At 67.4% G+C, this 15889-nt stretch carries 17 protein-coding genes; 6 read left to right on the top strand and 11 right to left on the bottom strand.

Annotated elements, in window-relative coordinates:
- Window positions 1–17: 17 nt before the first annotated feature.
- Window positions 18–1124 (top strand): A/G-specific adenine glycosylase, encoded by a 1107-nt coding sequence (mutY, locus tag CFB41_RS14895; RefSeq protein WP_089456953.1) that lies wholly within the window; start codon window positions 18–20, stop codon window positions 1122–1124.
- A gap of 215 nt (window positions 1125–1339) precedes the next feature.
- On the opposite strand, the gene CFB41_RS14890 is transcribed toward mutY, so the two are convergent.
- The 11 genes from CFB41_RS14890 to kdsD all read right to left on the bottom strand — a co-directional run bounded on the left by CFB41_RS14890 (window position 1340) and on the right by kdsD (window position 10572).
- Entirely contained in the window at window positions 1340–1975 is a 636-nt protein-coding gene (locus CFB41_RS14890) for an LON peptidase substrate-binding domain-containing protein (protein ID WP_089441042.1), read from the bottom strand.
- A gap of 27 nt (window positions 1976–2002) precedes the next feature.
- Window positions 2003–2911 carry an RNase adapter RapZ gene (rapZ, locus tag CFB41_RS14885; protein ID WP_089441041.1) on the bottom strand — a complete coding sequence of 303 codons (909 nt, stop codon included), beginning with the start codon at window positions 2909–2911 and terminating at the stop codon, window positions 2003–2005.
- Between the two features lie 74 nt (window positions 2912–2985).
- Window positions 2986–3954 carry an HPr(Ser) kinase/phosphatase gene (hprK, locus tag CFB41_RS14880; RefSeq protein ID WP_011353227.1) on the bottom strand — a complete coding sequence of 323 codons (969 nt, stop codon included), beginning with the start codon at window positions 3952–3954 and terminating at the stop codon, window positions 2986–2988.
- 129 nt (window positions 3955–4083) lie between these two features.
- The gene (locus tag CFB41_RS14875) at window positions 4084–4623 is read right to left on the bottom strand and encodes a PTS sugar transporter subunit IIA (RefSeq protein WP_011353226.1); all 540 of its coding nucleotides are present in this window, start codon (window positions 4621–4623) and stop codon (window positions 4084–4086) included.
- Window positions 4624–4791: 168 nt separating this feature from the next.
- On the bottom strand, window positions 4792–5151 hold the full coding sequence (gene hpf / locus CFB41_RS14870; RefSeq protein WP_006477786.1) for a ribosome hibernation-promoting factor, HPF/YfiA family: 360 nt from the start codon (window positions 5149–5151) through the stop codon (window positions 4792–4794).
- 159 nt (window positions 5152–5310) lie between these two features.
- Window positions 5311–6816: an RNA polymerase factor sigma-54 gene (locus tag CFB41_RS14865; RefSeq protein ID WP_089441040.1), complete on the bottom strand. Its 1506-nt coding sequence runs from the start codon at window positions 6814–6816 to the stop codon at window positions 5311–5313.
- A 159-nt stretch (window positions 6817–6975) separates the two neighbouring features.
- Window positions 6976–7752 (bottom strand): LPS export ABC transporter ATP-binding protein, encoded by a 777-nt coding sequence (lptB, locus tag CFB41_RS14860; protein WP_011353224.1) that lies wholly within the window; start codon window positions 7750–7752, stop codon window positions 6976–6978.
- The gene (gene lptA / locus CFB41_RS14855) at window positions 7749–8414 is read right to left on the bottom strand and encodes a lipopolysaccharide transport periplasmic protein LptA (protein ID WP_089426349.1); all 666 of its coding nucleotides are present in this window, start codon (window positions 8412–8414) and stop codon (window positions 7749–7751) included. Before lptA ends, lptB begins: the two co-directional genes overlap by 4 nt.
- Window positions 8415–8434: 20 nt before the next feature.
- The gene (lptC, locus tag CFB41_RS14850) at window positions 8435–9049 is read right to left on the bottom strand and encodes an LPS export ABC transporter periplasmic protein LptC (protein ID WP_089441038.1); all 615 of its coding nucleotides are present in this window, start codon (window positions 9047–9049) and stop codon (window positions 8435–8437) included.
- A 3-nt stretch (window positions 9050–9052) separates the two neighbouring features.
- Window positions 9053–9589: an HAD family hydrolase gene (locus CFB41_RS14845; protein ID WP_089456952.1), complete on the bottom strand. Its 537-nt coding sequence runs from the start codon at window positions 9587–9589 to the stop codon at window positions 9053–9055.
- On the bottom strand, window positions 9589–10572 hold the full coding sequence (gene kdsD, locus CFB41_RS14840; RefSeq protein ID WP_039345999.1) for an arabinose 5-phosphate isomerase KdsD: 984 nt from the start codon (window positions 10570–10572) through the stop codon (window positions 9589–9591). Before kdsD ends, CFB41_RS14845 begins: the two co-directional genes overlap by 1 nt.
- A gap of 125 nt (window positions 10573–10697) precedes the next feature.
- Between kdsD and CFB41_RS14835 the strand changes: the two genes are divergently transcribed.
- From CFB41_RS14835 to purU, 5 genes are all read left to right on the top strand, one after another.
- Entirely contained in the window at window positions 10698–12704 is a 2007-nt protein-coding gene (locus CFB41_RS14835; protein ID WP_089456951.1) for a monovalent cation:proton antiporter family protein, read from the top strand.
- A gap of 82 nt (window positions 12705–12786) precedes the next feature.
- A complete protein-coding gene (locus CFB41_RS14830; protein ID WP_011353218.1) occupies window positions 12787–13353 on the top strand; it encodes an adenine phosphoribosyltransferase in 567 nt (188 codons plus the stop codon).
- Window positions 13354–13396: 43 nt separating this feature from the next.
- Window positions 13397–14011, top strand: coding sequence for a LysE family translocator (locus CFB41_RS14825; protein WP_059233178.1), 615 nt, complete (start codon window positions 13397–13399; stop codon window positions 14009–14011).
- A gap of 6 nt (window positions 14012–14017) precedes the next feature.
- Complete coding sequence (locus CFB41_RS14820; protein ID WP_089456950.1) at window positions 14018–14884, top strand: NUDIX hydrolase family protein; 867 nt, start codon at window positions 14018–14020, stop codon at window positions 14882–14884.
- 73 nt (window positions 14885–14957) lie between these two features.
- Window positions 14958–15842 (top strand): formyltetrahydrofolate deformylase, encoded by an 885-nt coding sequence (purU, locus tag CFB41_RS14815; protein WP_089456949.1) that lies wholly within the window; start codon window positions 14958–14960, stop codon window positions 15840–15842.
- Window positions 15843–15889: the final 47 nt, after the last annotated feature.

The raw sequence follows: 15889 nt of genomic DNA, 5'->3' as shown, positions 1-15889 counted from the left end.
TTCCACAATTAGATCACTTGAAGCCGCCCCGCATCGCCCCCGCTCCGTTCCCCGTCACGCCGCTGCATCGCACGTTCGCCACGCGCCTGGTCGCGTGGCAGCGCGAGCATGGCCGCCACGACCTGCCGTGGCAGAACACCCGTGATCCGTACCGGATCTGGCTGTCGGAAATCATGCTGCAGCAGACGCAGGTATCGACCGTCATCCCGTATTACACGCGCTTTCTCGAACGCTACCCCGACGTCGCCGCGCTCGCGGCCGCACCGACCGACGACGTGATGGCGCTCTGGGCGGGGCTCGGCTACTACTCGCGCGCGCGCAACCTGCATCGCTGCGCGCAGGTCGTCGTCGCCGAGCACGGCGGTGCGTTTCCGGCGACGCCTGACGCGCTGGCCGAATTGCCGGGCATCGGCCGCTCGACGGCCGCGGCGATCGCGTCGTTTGCGTACGGCGCGCGCGCGACGATTCTCGACGGCAACGTGAAGCGCGTGCTGGCGCGGGTGTTCGGCGTCGAAGGCTTTCCGGGCGAGAAGCGCGTCGAGAACGACATGTGGGCGCTCGCCGAATCGCTGTTGCCCGACGCCGCGAACGCGGCCGACGTGAGTGCGTATACGCAGGGCCTGATGGATCTCGGCGCGACGCTGTGCGTGCGCGGCAAGCCCGATTGCGCGCGCTGCCCGTTCGCGGGCGACTGCGTCGCGCAATCGACGGGCCGCCAGCGCGAACTGCCGGCCGCGCGGCCGAAGAAGGCCGTGCCGACCCGCAAGACCTGGATGCTCGTGCTGCGCGACGGTGACGCGGTGCTGCTCGAGCGGCGGCCGCCGACCGGCATCTGGGGCGGCCTGTGGAGCCTGCCGCAAGCGGACGGCGACGCCGCGCTCGCGGAACTCGCACGCGGCTTCGGTGGCGGCGGCACGGTGCCGCTCGCGCCGCTCACGCACACGTTTACGCATTTCCGGCTCGAGATCGAGCCGCGGCTGAGCGACATGACCGACGGCGGCGGGCTGCCTTCCGGCGCGCGGGACGCGGACACCGCCTGGGTGCCGCTAAGCCGGCTCGACGCGTATGGCGTGCCGGCGCCCGTGCGCAAGCTGCTCGATGCGCTGAGCGGGCCGCTGCTGTAACGAAGGGGGAGGGGCGCGGCGCATGCCGCGCTTTCAGGGGAACGTCGGACGCTCGTGGTTTTTCGTGCGGACGGAAGTCGCCCTGGGTTGGCTGGCGCGAAGGGGCCGTCGGGGGCGATTCGGAACTCGCCGGCCCGGCTTTTCGCCCGGAAGGAAGCCCCTCGTTGGATGCCCTCTCCCGGATAACTCAGGCAAAGCGACAGGTCCCGCGCTCGCTATAACCAGCCGTGCCGGTCGAGCACGTGATGCACGGCATCGATGCGCGCGCCGACGTCCGGAAACTCCATCAGCTTCTGCCGCGCGCGCAGGTCGAGCGGCAGCAGTTCGGCGAGACGGTTCGATACCCAGCTCGGATCGTCGAGCCGGAACGGTTCGCCGAACGGCATCTTCTGCGGATCGGACTTCTTCAGCGCGTCGATGATGCGCTCGAGCACCTCGGCGCACGAGCCGAACTGCGCGAGCGCCTGCTCGCCTTCGAGCGGGATGTCGTCCGGCAGCGGCTCCGCGATGCCGACCAGCAGCCCGTTGCCTTCGACGCGGTACGACAACAGCTCGAAACGCTGCGTACCGACCGCCTGCAGGTACAGCATGCCGAATTCACCGGTATCGCATTCGGTGATGCGCGCCATGCAGCCGATGGTCTCGGGCACCGACACGGCGCCGTCCTGCGCGACTTCCGGCCCGCTCTTCAGCAGGCACACGCCGAACGGTGCATCGTCGCGCAGGCACGCGCGGGCCATGTCGAGATAGCGCGCCTCGAACACCTTGAGCGGGAGCAGGCCCCCCGGGAACAGCACCGTGTGCAGCGGAAACAGCGGCAGGTCGATCAGGGTGGTCGATAGGGAGGACATGGCGCGCGGGCGGTGGGGCGGGCGTCGCTAGGGTCGGTCGACCTCGGAGACGAGCCGCGACGACGCGTCGACATCCAGTGGCGCGTCACGATGCCGCACGATCACGTTCGCGTCGTGCGCAAGGCGCGCGGCGAGCGTTTCCGCGATGAACACCGATCGATGCTGGCCGCCCGTGCAGCCGATGGCGACGGTCAGGTAGCTGCGGTTGTCATCGCGGAAGTGCGGCAGCCATTTCATCAGGAACGCATGGATGTCGTCGATCATCTGGTGGACGATCGGCAGTGCGTCGAGAAAGGCGATGACCGGCTGGTCGAGCCCGGTGAGCGGGCGCAACTCGTGGTCGTAGTACGGATTCGGCAGCGCGCGCACGTCGAACATCAGGTCGGCGTCGAGCGGCACGCCGCGCTTGAAGCCGAACGATTCGAACATCACCATCAGGTCGTTGTTCTTCTGCTCGATGAAGCGCTTGACCCAAGTACGCAGCGCGTTCGCGCGCAGCGTGCTGGTGTCGATCTGGTGGCCGAATTCGGCGAGCGGCGCGACGAGCTCGCGCTCGCGCTCGATCGCTTCCTCGAGCGACGACAGCAGGCCGACGTCCGCATCGTGCGACAGCGAGCCGGACAGCGGATGGCGGCGGCGCGTCTCGGAGAAGCGCTGGATCAGCGCCTGGGTGCTCGCGTTGAGGAACAGCACGCGCACGTCGTGCTCGCGCGACAGCTCGCGGATCAGGCCGGGCATTTCGTCGAGCGACGCGCTCGAGCGCGCGTCGATCGCGACCGCGAGCCGGCGCTGGCCATCCTCGCCGAGGTAGCGGGCGAGTTCGGGGAGCACGTGCGGCGGCAGGTTGTCGACGCAGTAATAGCCTGCGTCTTCGAGCGCGTTCAGCGCGACGGACTTGCCTGAGCCGGAGATGCCGGTGATGAGGACGATGCGCATGGGAAGCAGAGAATCCTGACGTTTCATCATAGCACCGGCTCGACGCGTCGGCGTGGCGTGGCCGGCGCGTGCGGTTACACCAGTTTGCCGGGGAACTGACTGTCGGGATCTTGCATCGCGAGTCGTTGCCGATCCATGAAATCGCGCAATGTGTCGATTCCGCGCAACTGCAGGATCGTGTTCCGGACGGCCGCCTCGACGAGCACCGCGAGGTTGCGGCCGGCCGCGACCTGGATCGTGACCTTGCTGATCGGCAGGCCGAGCACGTCGACCGTCTGGCTTTCGAGCGGCAGGCGCTGGAATTCGCCGTCAGGGCGCCGAACCAACTGGACGATCAGTTTCAGCTTCATTTTCCGCCGCACGGCGGTTTCGCCGAAGATCGTCTTGATGTCGAGCAGGCCCAGACCACGCACTTCGAGCAGGTTCTGCAGCAGCGGCGGGCAGCGCCCTTCGACGAAATCGGGGCCAAGTCGGACGAAATCGACCGCGTCGTCGGCGACGAGGCCGTGGCCGCGGCTGATCAGCTCGAGGCCGAGCTCGCTCTTGCCGAGGCCCGAATCGCCGGTCAGCAGCACGCCCATCCCGAGGATGTCGATGAACACGCCGTGCAGCGTCGCGCGCGGCGCGAGGATGCGCGACATGTAGAGCCGCAGGCTGTCGATCACCGCGGCGGCCGACATGGGCGTGGTGAACAGCGGGGTCGACGAGCGCGTGCAGCGCAGCACGAGCTCGGGCGGCGCCGCGGCGCCGCCGGCGACGACGAGGAACGGCGGTTCGAGCGCGATCAGCTCGGCCATGTGGCGCGAGCGGTCTTCGTCGGTTTGTCGCTGGTAGTAGTCGATTTCGGCTTCGCCGAGCACCTGGATCCGGTTCGGGTGGATCAGGTTCAAGTGGCCGACGAGGTCGGCGCTCGAGGTTGCATTGCCGACGGTGTCGGCCGAAAAACCGCGCTCCCAGCCTTCATGCCCCGTCAGCCAGCTCAGTTTCAGCGTGGCCGCGTTGTCGTCGAAGATGCTCTGGGCGTTGATGCTGGACGTATCCATGACTCTCGTCACTCCAATGGGCCGGTGCGTGCGCGCGGCGACGGACGTCGCCATGCCGGGCCGGCGCCGGGCGGCCCTGAACGGCGGCGTGTGCCGCCGCGTACGGGAAAATATTCCGCCCGGATCAACTCAAGGTTGCCACTGAGTGAGCAGGCGATGCAACTCGGCGATATCCGTTTCGTTGTGCAGACGCTCGCGCGCGTCGCGATCGGACAGCAGTTGCGCGATTTCCGACAGGATCTCGAGGTGCTGCTGGGTGGCTTGCTCGGGCACGAGCAGGAAGATCAGGAGACCGACCGGCTGGCCGTCGGGGGCTTCGAACGGGATTGCATCGGCGAGCCGGACGAACGCGGCGAGCGGGTGCTTGAGACCCTTGATGCGCCCGTGCGGAATCGCGACGCCTTCGCCGAGCCCGGTCGAGCCGAGGCGCTCGCGCGCGAACAGGTTGTCCGTGACGGTGCTGCGGGCGATGCCGTTCTGATTCTCGAACATCAGCCCGGCTTGTTCGAACACGCGTTTCTTGCTGGTGACTGAGAGGTCGATGACGACGTTCTCTATGGGCAGGATTTTGGCTAGGCGATTCATGTTGGCAGGCGATTGGGCGGCCTGGGGTCTCCTTGCGGCGGCAGACTGATTATCCATGTTCGGCGATATCAAGGCGTTCGGCATCGGCAACCTGCAAGGCAGCTACCGCATCCAGCGCCCCCCGGCGATAACCGGAACATTATAGAGCACAGCCGCGTGCGTGGCGCAGCGCGGAAGGACCGGTTGCACCCCTGCGCGGAGTCGCAAAAAAAACGCCCGGCGAACCGGGCGACGTGTGTGTTGCAGGGAAGGTTACTGCGGCGGCAGTTCGATCTGGTCGATCGACGGTTGAAGCTTGATCGGGTCGTGCGCGTGCGTTTGCAGACGCTCCATGTGCTTGACGACCTGGCGGTCCAGCTTGTCGATCAGCAGGTCGATCGCTGCATACAGGTTACCGTTCGCGCTTTCGACGAAGATGTCCTTGCCCTTCAGGTGCAGGTTGATTTCCGCGCGCTGCTGCTTGTCCTTTTCCTTGTGGTTGTCGACCGAGAGGATCACAGTGCCATCGATCACCTGATCGCTATGCCGTAGCACCCGGTCCAGCTTGGTGATCACGTATTCGCGAATTGCAGGCGTGACTTCGAGATGATGTCCACTGATCTTCAGGTTCATAGTGCTTCTCCAAGCGAGTGACCACCCGGCCGCATCGAGGCGGCGCTCCGGTCGACTTGCCCGTGCCGCACGAAGGCGGCGTATCGCGGACAGGTCGCCCGGCCTGTTCCCCGTGTGCGCGGTGGTCGGGACACGCCTGCCGCCGGGCAGGCAGCAGGCTTAAAGAGACTTGCGCAGATTCACTGCCGGGATCTTGAGGGCTTCGCGATACTTCGCAACCGTGCGGCGCGCGACCACGAATCCCTGTTCTGCCAGCAGCTCGGCAATGCGGCTGTCCGAAAGTGGCGATTTAGGGTCTTCAGCTCCTATCAGTTGCTTGATGAGGGCTCGGATGGCTGTCGACGAAGCGGCGCCACCGGTGTCGGTCGAGACGTGAGATCCGAAGAAGTACTTAAATTCAAGCGTCCCGAACGGGGTCAGCATGTACTTCCCGGTTGTCACACGGCTGACAGTCGACTCGTGTAGGCCCAGCGTATCAGCTATTTCCCGCAAAACCAAGGGGCGCATGGCAATTTCACCGTGCGCAAAGAAGTTCTTTTGACGCTCGACAATGGCCTGCGCGACACGCAGGATCGTGTCGAAACGCTGCTGGATGTTCTTGATTAGCCAGCGTGCTTCCTGGAGCTGCTGCTTGAGCGAACCGGCCGACGGATCGCCGCGGCTGTTGCGCAGGATGTTCGCGTAAAGGTTGTTGATCCGCAGGCGCGGCACGACCTCCGGGTTGAGCTCCGCGAGCCATCCCTGGCCGGCCTTCTTCACGATGATGTCGGGCACGACGTAGTCGGCCTCGGCCTTGCCGTACGCGGCGCCGGGGAACGGCTCCAGCGAGCGGATCAGCGTGTGCGCGTCGCGCAGCGCGTCGTCGCTCGCCTTCAGGTGCTTGCGCAGCCGCGTGAAGTCGCGGGCGGCGAGCAGTTCGAGATGCTGCGACACGATCTCGAGCGCGAGCGTGCGTGTCGGGGACGGATCGAGGCGCAGCAGCTGGAGCTTCAGGCATTCGGACGCCGAGCGCGCACCGACCCCGGCCGGATCGAAGCTGTGCAGCAGCGCGAGCGCCGCGTTCAGTTCGTCGCAGTCGATTTCCAGCTCGGGCGGCAGGTCGGCGAGTACTTCATCGAGCGTGGCGGTCAGGTAGCCGTCGTCGTCGAGCGATTCGATCAGGAACATCACGAGCGCGCGGTCGCGCGGGCCGGCCTGCGTGACGCGCAATTGCGCGGACAGGTGGTCGCGCAGCGACGTCGCCGCTTCCTGCACCTGCAGCGGCGGGAGGTCGTCGTCGTCGGATGCGCCGCTCGAGCGGCCGTATTCGTCGAGGTTCCACTGCGGGCCGTCGTTGCCGTCGCCGGATGCATAACCGTCGTATTCGTCCGCGCCGGCCGGCTCGTCGCGCTCGGCACGATCGCTCGACGAACTGCTGCCGTTGGCCGCGACGGGCTCGGTGTTCTGCGCGGGAGGCGTCTGCGCGATCAGCGATCCGTCCGCAGCAACACGCAGCGGGCTCGCGATCCATTCATCGTCGTTCTCGAGCAGCGGGTTCTGCGCGACGGCCATCGCGACTTCCTGCTGCAATTCGAGCGTCGACAACTGCAGGAGCCGGATCGACTGCTGTAGCTGGGGCGTCAGCGCCAGATGTTGCGACAGGCGGAGTTGAAGGCTGGCTTTCATGGCAAGGAGGGAGTCATACCGGCAGTTTGCCACGACCCAGGCGCGTTGAGCCATCCGCGATTACGCGCGGCGCGCCGCCCGGCCGCGGGCATGGCCGCGAAGCGGGGCGCGGCACCGCGCGGCGACGCCGGGCGGGGTGCAGCCAGCCACGAGGAGGAGTTACATCCGGAAGTGTTCGCCGAGGTACACGCGGCGTACGCTTTCGTTTTCGATGATTTCGCTCGGCGCACCGGCGGCGAGCACCGAGCCGTCGCTGATGATGTACGCGTGGTCGCAGATGCCGAGCGTTTCGCGGACGTTGTGATCGGTAATCAGCACGCCGATGTTGCGCTGCTTCAGGAACTTGACGATCTTCTGGATCTCGAGCACCGCGATCGGGTCGACGCCGGCGAACGGTTCGTCGAGCAGGATGAAGTTCGGGTTGGTGGCCAGCGCGCGCGCGATTTCGACCCGGCGCCGCTCGCCGCCCGACAGCGACAGCGCGGGATTCTCGCGCAGGTGGCCGATCTGCAGCTCGTCGAGCAGCGCTTCGGCGCGCGACGAGATCGCGTCCTTCGACAGCCGCTTGCCGTCTTCGCCGTGCTGCAGCTCGAGCACCGCGCGGATGTTCTCCTCGACGGTCAGCTTGCGGAACACGGACGCTTCCTGCGGCAGGTACGACAGGCCGAGCGACGCGCGCTTGTGGATCGGCAGCAGGCTGATCGAGCTGCCGTTCAGCGAGATCTCGCCGGCGTCGAGCGGCACCAGGCCGACGATCATGTAGAACGACGTGGTCTTGCCGGCGCCGTTCGGGCCGAGCAGGCCGACGACTTCGCCGCTTTTCACGTCGAGCGACACGTCCTTGACGACCGTGCGCGAGCCGTAGCGCTTCTTCAGGTTGCGGACGACGAGCGAGCTCGTCGTGCCGGCCGGCTGGCGGTTCGGTAGCGCGTTCATTGGCCCGGCGCCCCCTGGATCGTGGTCGACGGCGACAGCTTTGCCGGCGCGCCGTTCAGCGGCGCGGGGCCGCCGTTCTTCGGCGACAGCATCGCGCGCACGCGGCCGTTCGGGTTGCCCGGCGCGGCGACGTCCTTGCCGCCCTTCGCGGTGTAGAAGTCGCGCTGGCCGTCGTACGTGATCACGCTGCCGTGCACGGTATCGGCGACGGTCGACGTACCCTGCAGGCGGCGCACGGTCGCGGCGGTGGTCAGCGTGGTCAGGTCCTGCTTGCCGTCGTAGTCGATGCGCTCGGCGTCGCCGTCGATGTACTCGTCGAGGCCTTCGCGCTTCTGGCGGAACGTCGCGTGTTTCTTGCCGCTGCCGAACGAAGTGGCGTACTGATAGCCTTCCGGGTCCTGGCGCACTTCGACGCGATCGCCCTTGATGATGATCGTGCCCTTCGTGATCACGACGTTGCCGGTCGCGACCGTGACCTGCTTCAGGTCGTCATAGGTCAGGTTGTCGGCCTCGACGTTGATCGGCTTGCCTTGGTCGGCCTTCTCGGCATGGGCGAGCGGCGCCAGCCCGACCAGCGGGAGCGCCACGAGCGTCGCGGCAAGCGCGGCGCGGACGGCGCGCGCAGCGCCGCCGGAAATCTGTCGAGGGAACGATTCGTTCATGCAGTCACGTGAGGGATGCGTCACTTGGGTTGACCTTTCGAGCCGCCGGACGTGTCCTGCGCGGCGATCGTGCCGCGCACGTTGCCGTAAAGCTCGATGACCCGGGTGACGTTGTTGTACTTCATGCCGTCGGTCGCGTTGACGAGCGACAGGCCGCGCTGAAGTTTAACCGGCTTTTCGGTCTGGATCACATCGTCATTGACGAAGATCCGGAAATGCTGGGAATCAGCCTGCATCTGCGGATCGCCGCCGCCGGCCGCGCGCAGGATACGCGCGTCGTCGTACAAATCGACGATCGACACGTCGCCGTTGACGGTGCCGCGCTTCGAGGTGGTCGTCACGACCGGCTTGCCGGGCTGGAACGCGCGCATGGCCGGATCGGTCAGGTCGCTGTCTTCGGTGTCTTCGTAATGGATCAGCTTCGCGGCCGTCAGCCGGTACTGGGTCGCGCCCGACTGGTCGAGCTCGGTGACCGAGAAGTTGTCGGCGAAATAGTCGGGCGTGTGGCGCTTCGGCTGCACGGTGCCCTCGCCGGGCGGCGGCAGCGTGGCCTGCAGCAGCCACCAGGTGATGCCCGCGAGCGCGGCGACCGCGACGAGCGGCAGCAACTGGGTCCAGCGGAAATGCGTGTTCATCCGTCAGGCTCCGCAGGCGGCCGCGAGCAGCGCGTCGTAGCGGCGCTGTGCGCGCAGGATCGCGTCGCAGACTTCGCGGACGGCGCCGTGGCCGCCGCGGGCCTCGGCCACCCAGTGTGCGCGGGCGATCACCTCGGGGTGCGCGTTCGCGGGGGCCGTCGCGAAGCCGCAGCGCAGCATCACGGGCAGGTCGGGCCAGTCGTCGCCCATGTAGCCGCACTGGTCGGCGGTGAGGCCGAGCGACGCGATCAGGTCGGCGAACACGGCGAGCTTGTTCTCGACGCCCTGGAACAGGTGCGCGATCTTCATTTCCTTCGCACGCGCCGCGACGATCTCCGAGCGGCGGCCCGTGATGATCGCGGTTGCGATGCCGGCTTCGCCGAGCAGCTTCACGCCGTGGCCGTCGAGCGAATTGAACGACTTCATCGCGTCGCCGGCCGCGGTAAACAGCAGGCCGCCGTCGGTCAGCACACCGTCGACGTCGAAAATCATCAGCTTCACGCGGCTCGCGCGTTCGGCCGCAGTCAGCGCTGCGCTCATCAGATCACCTTCTTCGAAAACAGGTCGTGCATGTTCAGCGCGCCGATCAGCACGCCGTCGGCATCGACCACCAGCATCTGGTTGATCCGGTGGCGCTCCATCAGTTCCACGGCCTCGACCGCCAGGTGATCCGGCGCAACCGTGCGCGGGTCGCGCGTCATCACGTCGGTGATCGGCAGCGTGCGGAAGTCGCCGTCGCGCGCGAGCACGCGGCGCAGGTCGCCATCGGTGAAGATGCCCGCGACCTTGCCGCCGGCGTCGACCACGGCGGTCATGCCGAGGCGCTTCGCGGTGATCTGGAACAGGGCGTCCGACAGCGTCGCGTCGAGCCCGACGGACGGGACGTCGTCGCCCGAGCGCATCACGTCGCGCACGTAGGTGAGCAGGCGTCGGCCGAGTGCGCCGCCCGGGTGCGAGCGCGCGAAATCCTCGGAGCCGAAGCCGCGCGCGTCGAGCACCGCCACGGCGAGCGCGTCGCCGAGCGCGAGCGCGGCGGTCGTGCTCGCGGTGGGCGCGAGGTTCATCGGGCAGGCCTCTTTCGAGACCGCGGCGTTCAGGTTCACGTCGGCGAGCGTGCCGAGGCTCGATTCCGCGCGGCCCGTGATCGCGATCAGCTTCGCGCCGATCCGCTTCACGAGCGGCAGGATCGCCACGAGTTCTTCCGATTCGCCGGAATAGGAGATGCCGATGAAGACGTCGTCGGAGGTGACCATCCCGAGGTCGCCGTGGCTGGCCTCGGCAGGATGGACGAAGAAGGCCGGCGTACCGGTGCTGGCCAGCGTGGCCGCGATCTTGCGGGCAATATGCCCCGATTTGCCGATACCAGACACCACCACGCGGCCGCGGCAGCCGAGCAGCAGCGCGACGGCCTGGACGAAGCCGCCGTCGAGCTGGTCGCGCAGCGCGCGCACGGCGTCCGCCTCGATGTCGAGCACGTCGCGGGCGAGCGCGAGCGCCCGGTCATCATTGATTTTCGCTATCATGCGCGGAGTATAGCAAAGGCGTTTGTTCGCCGCGCCGGGCCTTCGGACTCGTCCGAGGTCGCCTGACCACCGCCACCACCCGCGCCCGCATTGCCGTGGCCCCGACGAACGAGGACGCTTCGCCCGTGATTTCCCCGCTCGAAATGACCCTGCTGCTGCTGCTGGCCTCAGTGGTGGGCGTCGTCGTATTCCGCTCGTTGAACCTGCCGCCGATGCTCGGCTACCTGACCGTCGGCATCCTGGTCGGCCCGCATGCGTTCGGCATCGCGGCGGATCTGGAACGGGCCGAGCATCTCGCGGAATTCGGCGTGGTGTTCCTGATGTTTTCGATCGGCCTCGAATTCTCGCTGGCGAAGCTGAGGGCGATGCAGCGGCTCGTGTTCGGGCTCGGGCTGCTGCAGGTCGTCGCGACGCTCGTGCTCGCGCTCGTGCTGGGCATGCTGTTCGAGCACTGGGTGCACATCACGTGGCAGGGCAGCATCGCGCTCGGCGGCGCGCTCGCGATGTCGTCGACGGCGATCGTGTCGAAGATGCTCGCCGAGCGGCTCGAGATCGAGACCGAGCACGGCCGCAACATCTTCGGCGTGCTGCTGTTCCAGGATCTCGCGGTGGTGCCGCTGCTGATCGTGATCGCCGCGTTCGGCGCCGAGTCGTCGAAGGACCTCGCGATCACGCTCGGCTTCGCGGCCGTCAAGATCGTGATCGCGCTCACGCTGCTGCTGGTCATCGGCCAGCGTTTCATGACGCGCTGGCTCAACGTCGTCGCACGGCGCCGCTCGCAGGAACTGTTCGTGCTGAACCTGCTGCTCGTCACGCTCGGCGCCGCATTCATCACCGACCGCTTCGGCCTGTCGCTCGCGCTCGGCGCGTTCATCGCGGGGATGCTGATCTCCGAGACGCCGTTCCGCCATCAGGTGGAGGAGGACATCAAGCCGTTCCGCGACGTGCTGCTCGGCCTGTTCTTCGTGACGACCGGGATGCTGCTCGACCCGCGCGTGATCTGGGAGCACCCGTTCCTCGTGCTCGGTTTCTTCGTCGGGCAGATCCTGTTCAAGGCGACGATGATCGCCGGGCTCGCGCGGCTGTTCGGCGCGACGCCGGGCGTCGCGATGCGTACCGGCATCGGGCTCGCGCAGGCCGGCGAATTCGGCTTCGTGCTGCTGAACCTGATCCTCGACCGGCATCTCGTCGATTCGACGCTGCTGCAGGCGATCCTCGCGTCGATGCTGCTGTCGATGCTCGCGGCGCCGTTCCTGATCCAGAACGCCGACCGGATCGTGATGCGGCTGTCGTCGACCGAATGGATGCAGCAGTCGCTGCAGATGACGCGGATCGCGACGCAAAGCCTCAAGCAGCGCGGCCACGTGATCATCTGCGGCTACGGCCGCGCCGGCCAGAACCTGGCGCGGATGCTCGAACAGGAAGGCATTTCGTACGTCGCGCTCGACCTCGATCCCGATCGCGTGAGCGCGGCCGCAGCTGCCGGCGAATCGGTCGTGTTCGGCGACGCGGCGCGCCGCGAGTCGCTGCTCGCGGCCGGTATCCACCGCGCGGCGGCGGTGGCGATCACCTATGCGAACACGCCGTCCGCGCTGCGCGTGCTGCATCACGTGCACGAACTCGAGCCGACGCTGCCCGCGATCGTGCGCACCGTCGACGACGCCGATCTCGAGAAGCTGCTCGCAGCCGGCGCGACCGAGGTGATTCCGGAGATCGTCGAGGGCAGCCTGATGCTCGCGTCGCACACGCTGGTGCTGGTCGGCGTGCCGATGCGCAAGGTCGTGCGGCGCGTCGAGGAGATGCGCGACGAACGCTACAGCCTGCTGCGCGGCTATTTCCGCGGCGCGGACGACGCGGACGACGACGACCACGAGCAGGTGCGGCTACAATCGGTGCCGGTCGATGCGCGTGCGGACGCGGTCGGGCGTTCGCTGGAAGAACTGGGGCTGTATGCACTCGGGCTCGAAGTCACGGCGATCCGCCGGCACGGTATCCGCGGCGTCGAACCCGATCCGCAAACCAAGCTGCGCGCGAGCGACATCGTCGTGCTGCGCGGGCTGCCCGAGGCGCTCGCGCTTGCGGAGGAGCGGCTGTCGCGCCATCGGCGCGATCCGCCGGCCGCGGCCGCCTGAGCCGCGCTTGGTTTGATAACCTGACCCGTATTTATTCGAAACGGTGCCCGATCTTCGCGCACCGTTTTTTTCGGAGAGTTTCATGCCGCATTCGTCGTCGGGCGCACCGCTCGATCCGGTCGCCTTCATCCACAGCCAGATCCGCACGGTGCCCGACTGGCCGCAGCCGGGCGTGATGTTCCGCGACATTACGACGCTGCTGCAGAGCCCGAAGGCGCTGCGCATCCTCGTCGACCTGTTCGTCGAGCGCTATGTCGATGCGAAGCTCGACTACGTCGCGGGCCTCGATGCGCGCGGCTTCATCATCGCGCCGATCGTCGCGTACGAGCTGAGCGTCGGCTTCGTGCCGATCCGCAAGGTCGGCAAGCTGCCGTACAAGACGCGCTCGGAATCGTATGACCTCGAATACGGCAGCGCAACGGTCGAGATCCATGAAGATGCGTGTCGCCCCGGCGACCGCGTGATCATCATGGACGACCTGATCGCGACCGGCGGCACGATGATGGCAGGGCGCAACCTGCTGCAGCGGCTCGGCGCGGAAGTCGTCGAGGGCGCGGCGATCATCGACCTGCCCGATCTCGGCGGCTCGGCGCTGCTGCGCAATGCGGGACTGCCGGTTTATACCGTCACCGAATTCGCCGGCCACTGAACGCCGGCCAGCCTGAGCTTCCACGTCACGCAGCGAGGTCACGATGCCCAACTTCATGCTGTTTCTCGCCACGTCGATCGCGATCACGTTCGCGCCGGGGCCCGACAACCTGCAGGTGCTCGCACGCGGCATCTCGCAGGGCCGCGCGGCCGGCTTCGTCGCCGCGCTCGGCTTCACGGCCGGGATCCTGTTCCATACGACGCTCGCGGCGCTCGGCGTCGCGGCCGTGCTGCGTTCGTCGCCGGTCGCGTTCCAGATCCTGAAGCTCGCCGGCGCCGCCTACCTCGTGTGGATCGGCATCAAGGCGCTGCGCAGCCAGGGGCTCTCGAATGCGCACGCGCGCCCGCCTCAGCCGCTCGGCACGATCTTCCGGCAGAGCGTGATCGGCAACCTGATGAACCCGAAGGTCACGCTGTTCTTCGTCGTGTTCCTGCCGCAGTTCGTCGATCCGCACGGCGCGCAGAGCGTCACGCTGCAGATGTTCGAACTCGGCGCGCTGTTCATGCTGCAGACGGCCGCGGTCTTCTCGCTGTTCGGCGTCGGCGCGGGCATGATCGGCGCATGGCTGAAGCGCCGCCCGAAGGCCGGCGTGTGGCTCGACCGGATCGCCGGCGCGACGTTCATCGCGATCGGCATCCGCGTGGCGCTGAAGGACTGACAGACGATGACGTTTCCGTGCATTGCGGCTGCGCGCCGCTTCGATCCCGCTGCGCACCTGCGTTTCGAGATTGCCGGCCAGGCGGTCGGCTGGGTGCGCCGCGACGACGTCGCGATGCTGGCGCGCTGGCCCGACGTGTTCGAGCTGACGGATGAGCGCGTCGTGCTGTCGGCGCGCTACGATTCGGTCGACGCACGCAGCATGGCGCTGGCGAGCGCGATCGGTGCGCTCGCGGCCGAAGGCGCGATTCCCGGCTGGCGCGACGAGATCTACGCGATCCGCAACCGCTTCGACGACCCGCCGCTCGCGTACATCGAGCGCGCCGCGTCGCGCTTCTTCGGTACGCAGACTTACGCGGTGCATCTGAACGGCATCGTAGAATATGAGGTTGCGCCGGGCGAGCCGTCCGCCGCGGCCGTCCCGCAGATGTGGCTCGGCCGCCGCAGCGAGACCAAGGCAACCGATCCCGGCATGCTCGACAACGTCGTCGCGGGCGGGATCGGCTGGGGGCTGGGCGTTCACGAGACGCTCGCGAAGGAATGCTGGGAAGAAGCCGGCATTCCGGCCGAACTGGCCGCGCGCGCGATCGCCGGCCGCGCGGTGCAGGTGCTGTGCTCGCTGCCGGAAGGCACGCAGTCCGAACTGATCTTCGTGTACGACCTGCCGCTGCCGCGCGACTTCGCGCCGCGCAACCAGGACGGCGAAGTGGCCGAGCACCTGCTGGCCGGCGTGCCCGAGGTGATCGGCTGGCTGCGCGCCGGCCGCGCGACGATGGATGCGAGCCTCGCGACGCTCGATACGCTGCTGCGCCACCGCTGGATCCCGGCGGCCGACGCGGCGGGCATCGACGCCCTGTTCGCACCGGCCGCGTGACGCGTGCCGCGCGCGCAGCCTGGCGGCGCGAACGGGCAATTTGACGAATACGGAAACGAAGGGAGTAGCGGTCATGCCGACCGATCACAGCTTTATCTTGAAACTGTCGTGCCCCGACCGGCACGGCATCGTCCATGCGGTCACGGGCTTCCTGTTCGAGCGCAGCAACAACATCCTCGATTCGGCGCAGTTCGGCGACAGCCGCACCAGCGAGTTCTTCATGCGCGTGCACTTCGTGCAGGACGGCGGCGGCGCGGATGCCGCGACGGCGCTCGACACGCTTCGCAAGGAATTCGCGCCGCTCGCCGAACAGTTCTCGATGCGCTGGGAGCTGCATGACGCGGCCGTGAAGCCGCGCGTCGTGATCATGGTGTCGAAGATCGGCCACTGCCTGAACGACCTGCTGTTCCGCTATCGCACCGGCCAGCTGCCCATCGAGATCCCGGCGATCGTGTCGAACCACAAGGAGTTCTACCAGCTTGCCGCGAGCTACAACATCCCGTTCCATCACTTTCCGCTGGTCGGCGGCTCGTCCGATGCCGCGAAGGCCGCGCAGGAGGCGCGCGTGCTGGAAGTGATCGACGAGCACCAGGCCGATCTCGTCGTGCTCGCGCGCTACATGCAGATCCTGTCGCCGAACCTGTGCAAGCAGCTCGCCGGCCGCGCGATCAACATCCACCATTCGTTCCTGCCGAGCTTCAAGGGCGCGAAGCCGTACTACCAGGCGTTCGACCGCGGCGTGAAGCTGATCGGCGCGACCGCGCACTACGTGACGACCGATCTCGACGAAGGCCCGATCATCGAGCAGGAAGTCGAGCGCGTCGACCACAGCATGACGCCCGACCAGCTGACCGCGATCGGCCGCGACGTCGAATGCGTGACGCTGGCGCGCGCGGTGAAGTGGCACGTCGAGCACCGGATCGTGCTGAACGGGACGAAGACGGTCGTGTTCCGCTGATGTGTTGAATGCCGATTGCCGGCCGTCGGCTGGCGGGCAATCACAAA

The sequence above is a fragment of the Burkholderia sp. AU33803 genome, assembly GCF_002223095.1.
GTDB lineage: Bacteria > Pseudomonadota > Gammaproteobacteria > Burkholderiales > Burkholderiaceae > Burkholderia.
The sequence above is the reverse complement of the archived record's forward strand: the minus strand, read 5'-3'. Positions and strand labels throughout refer to the sequence as shown.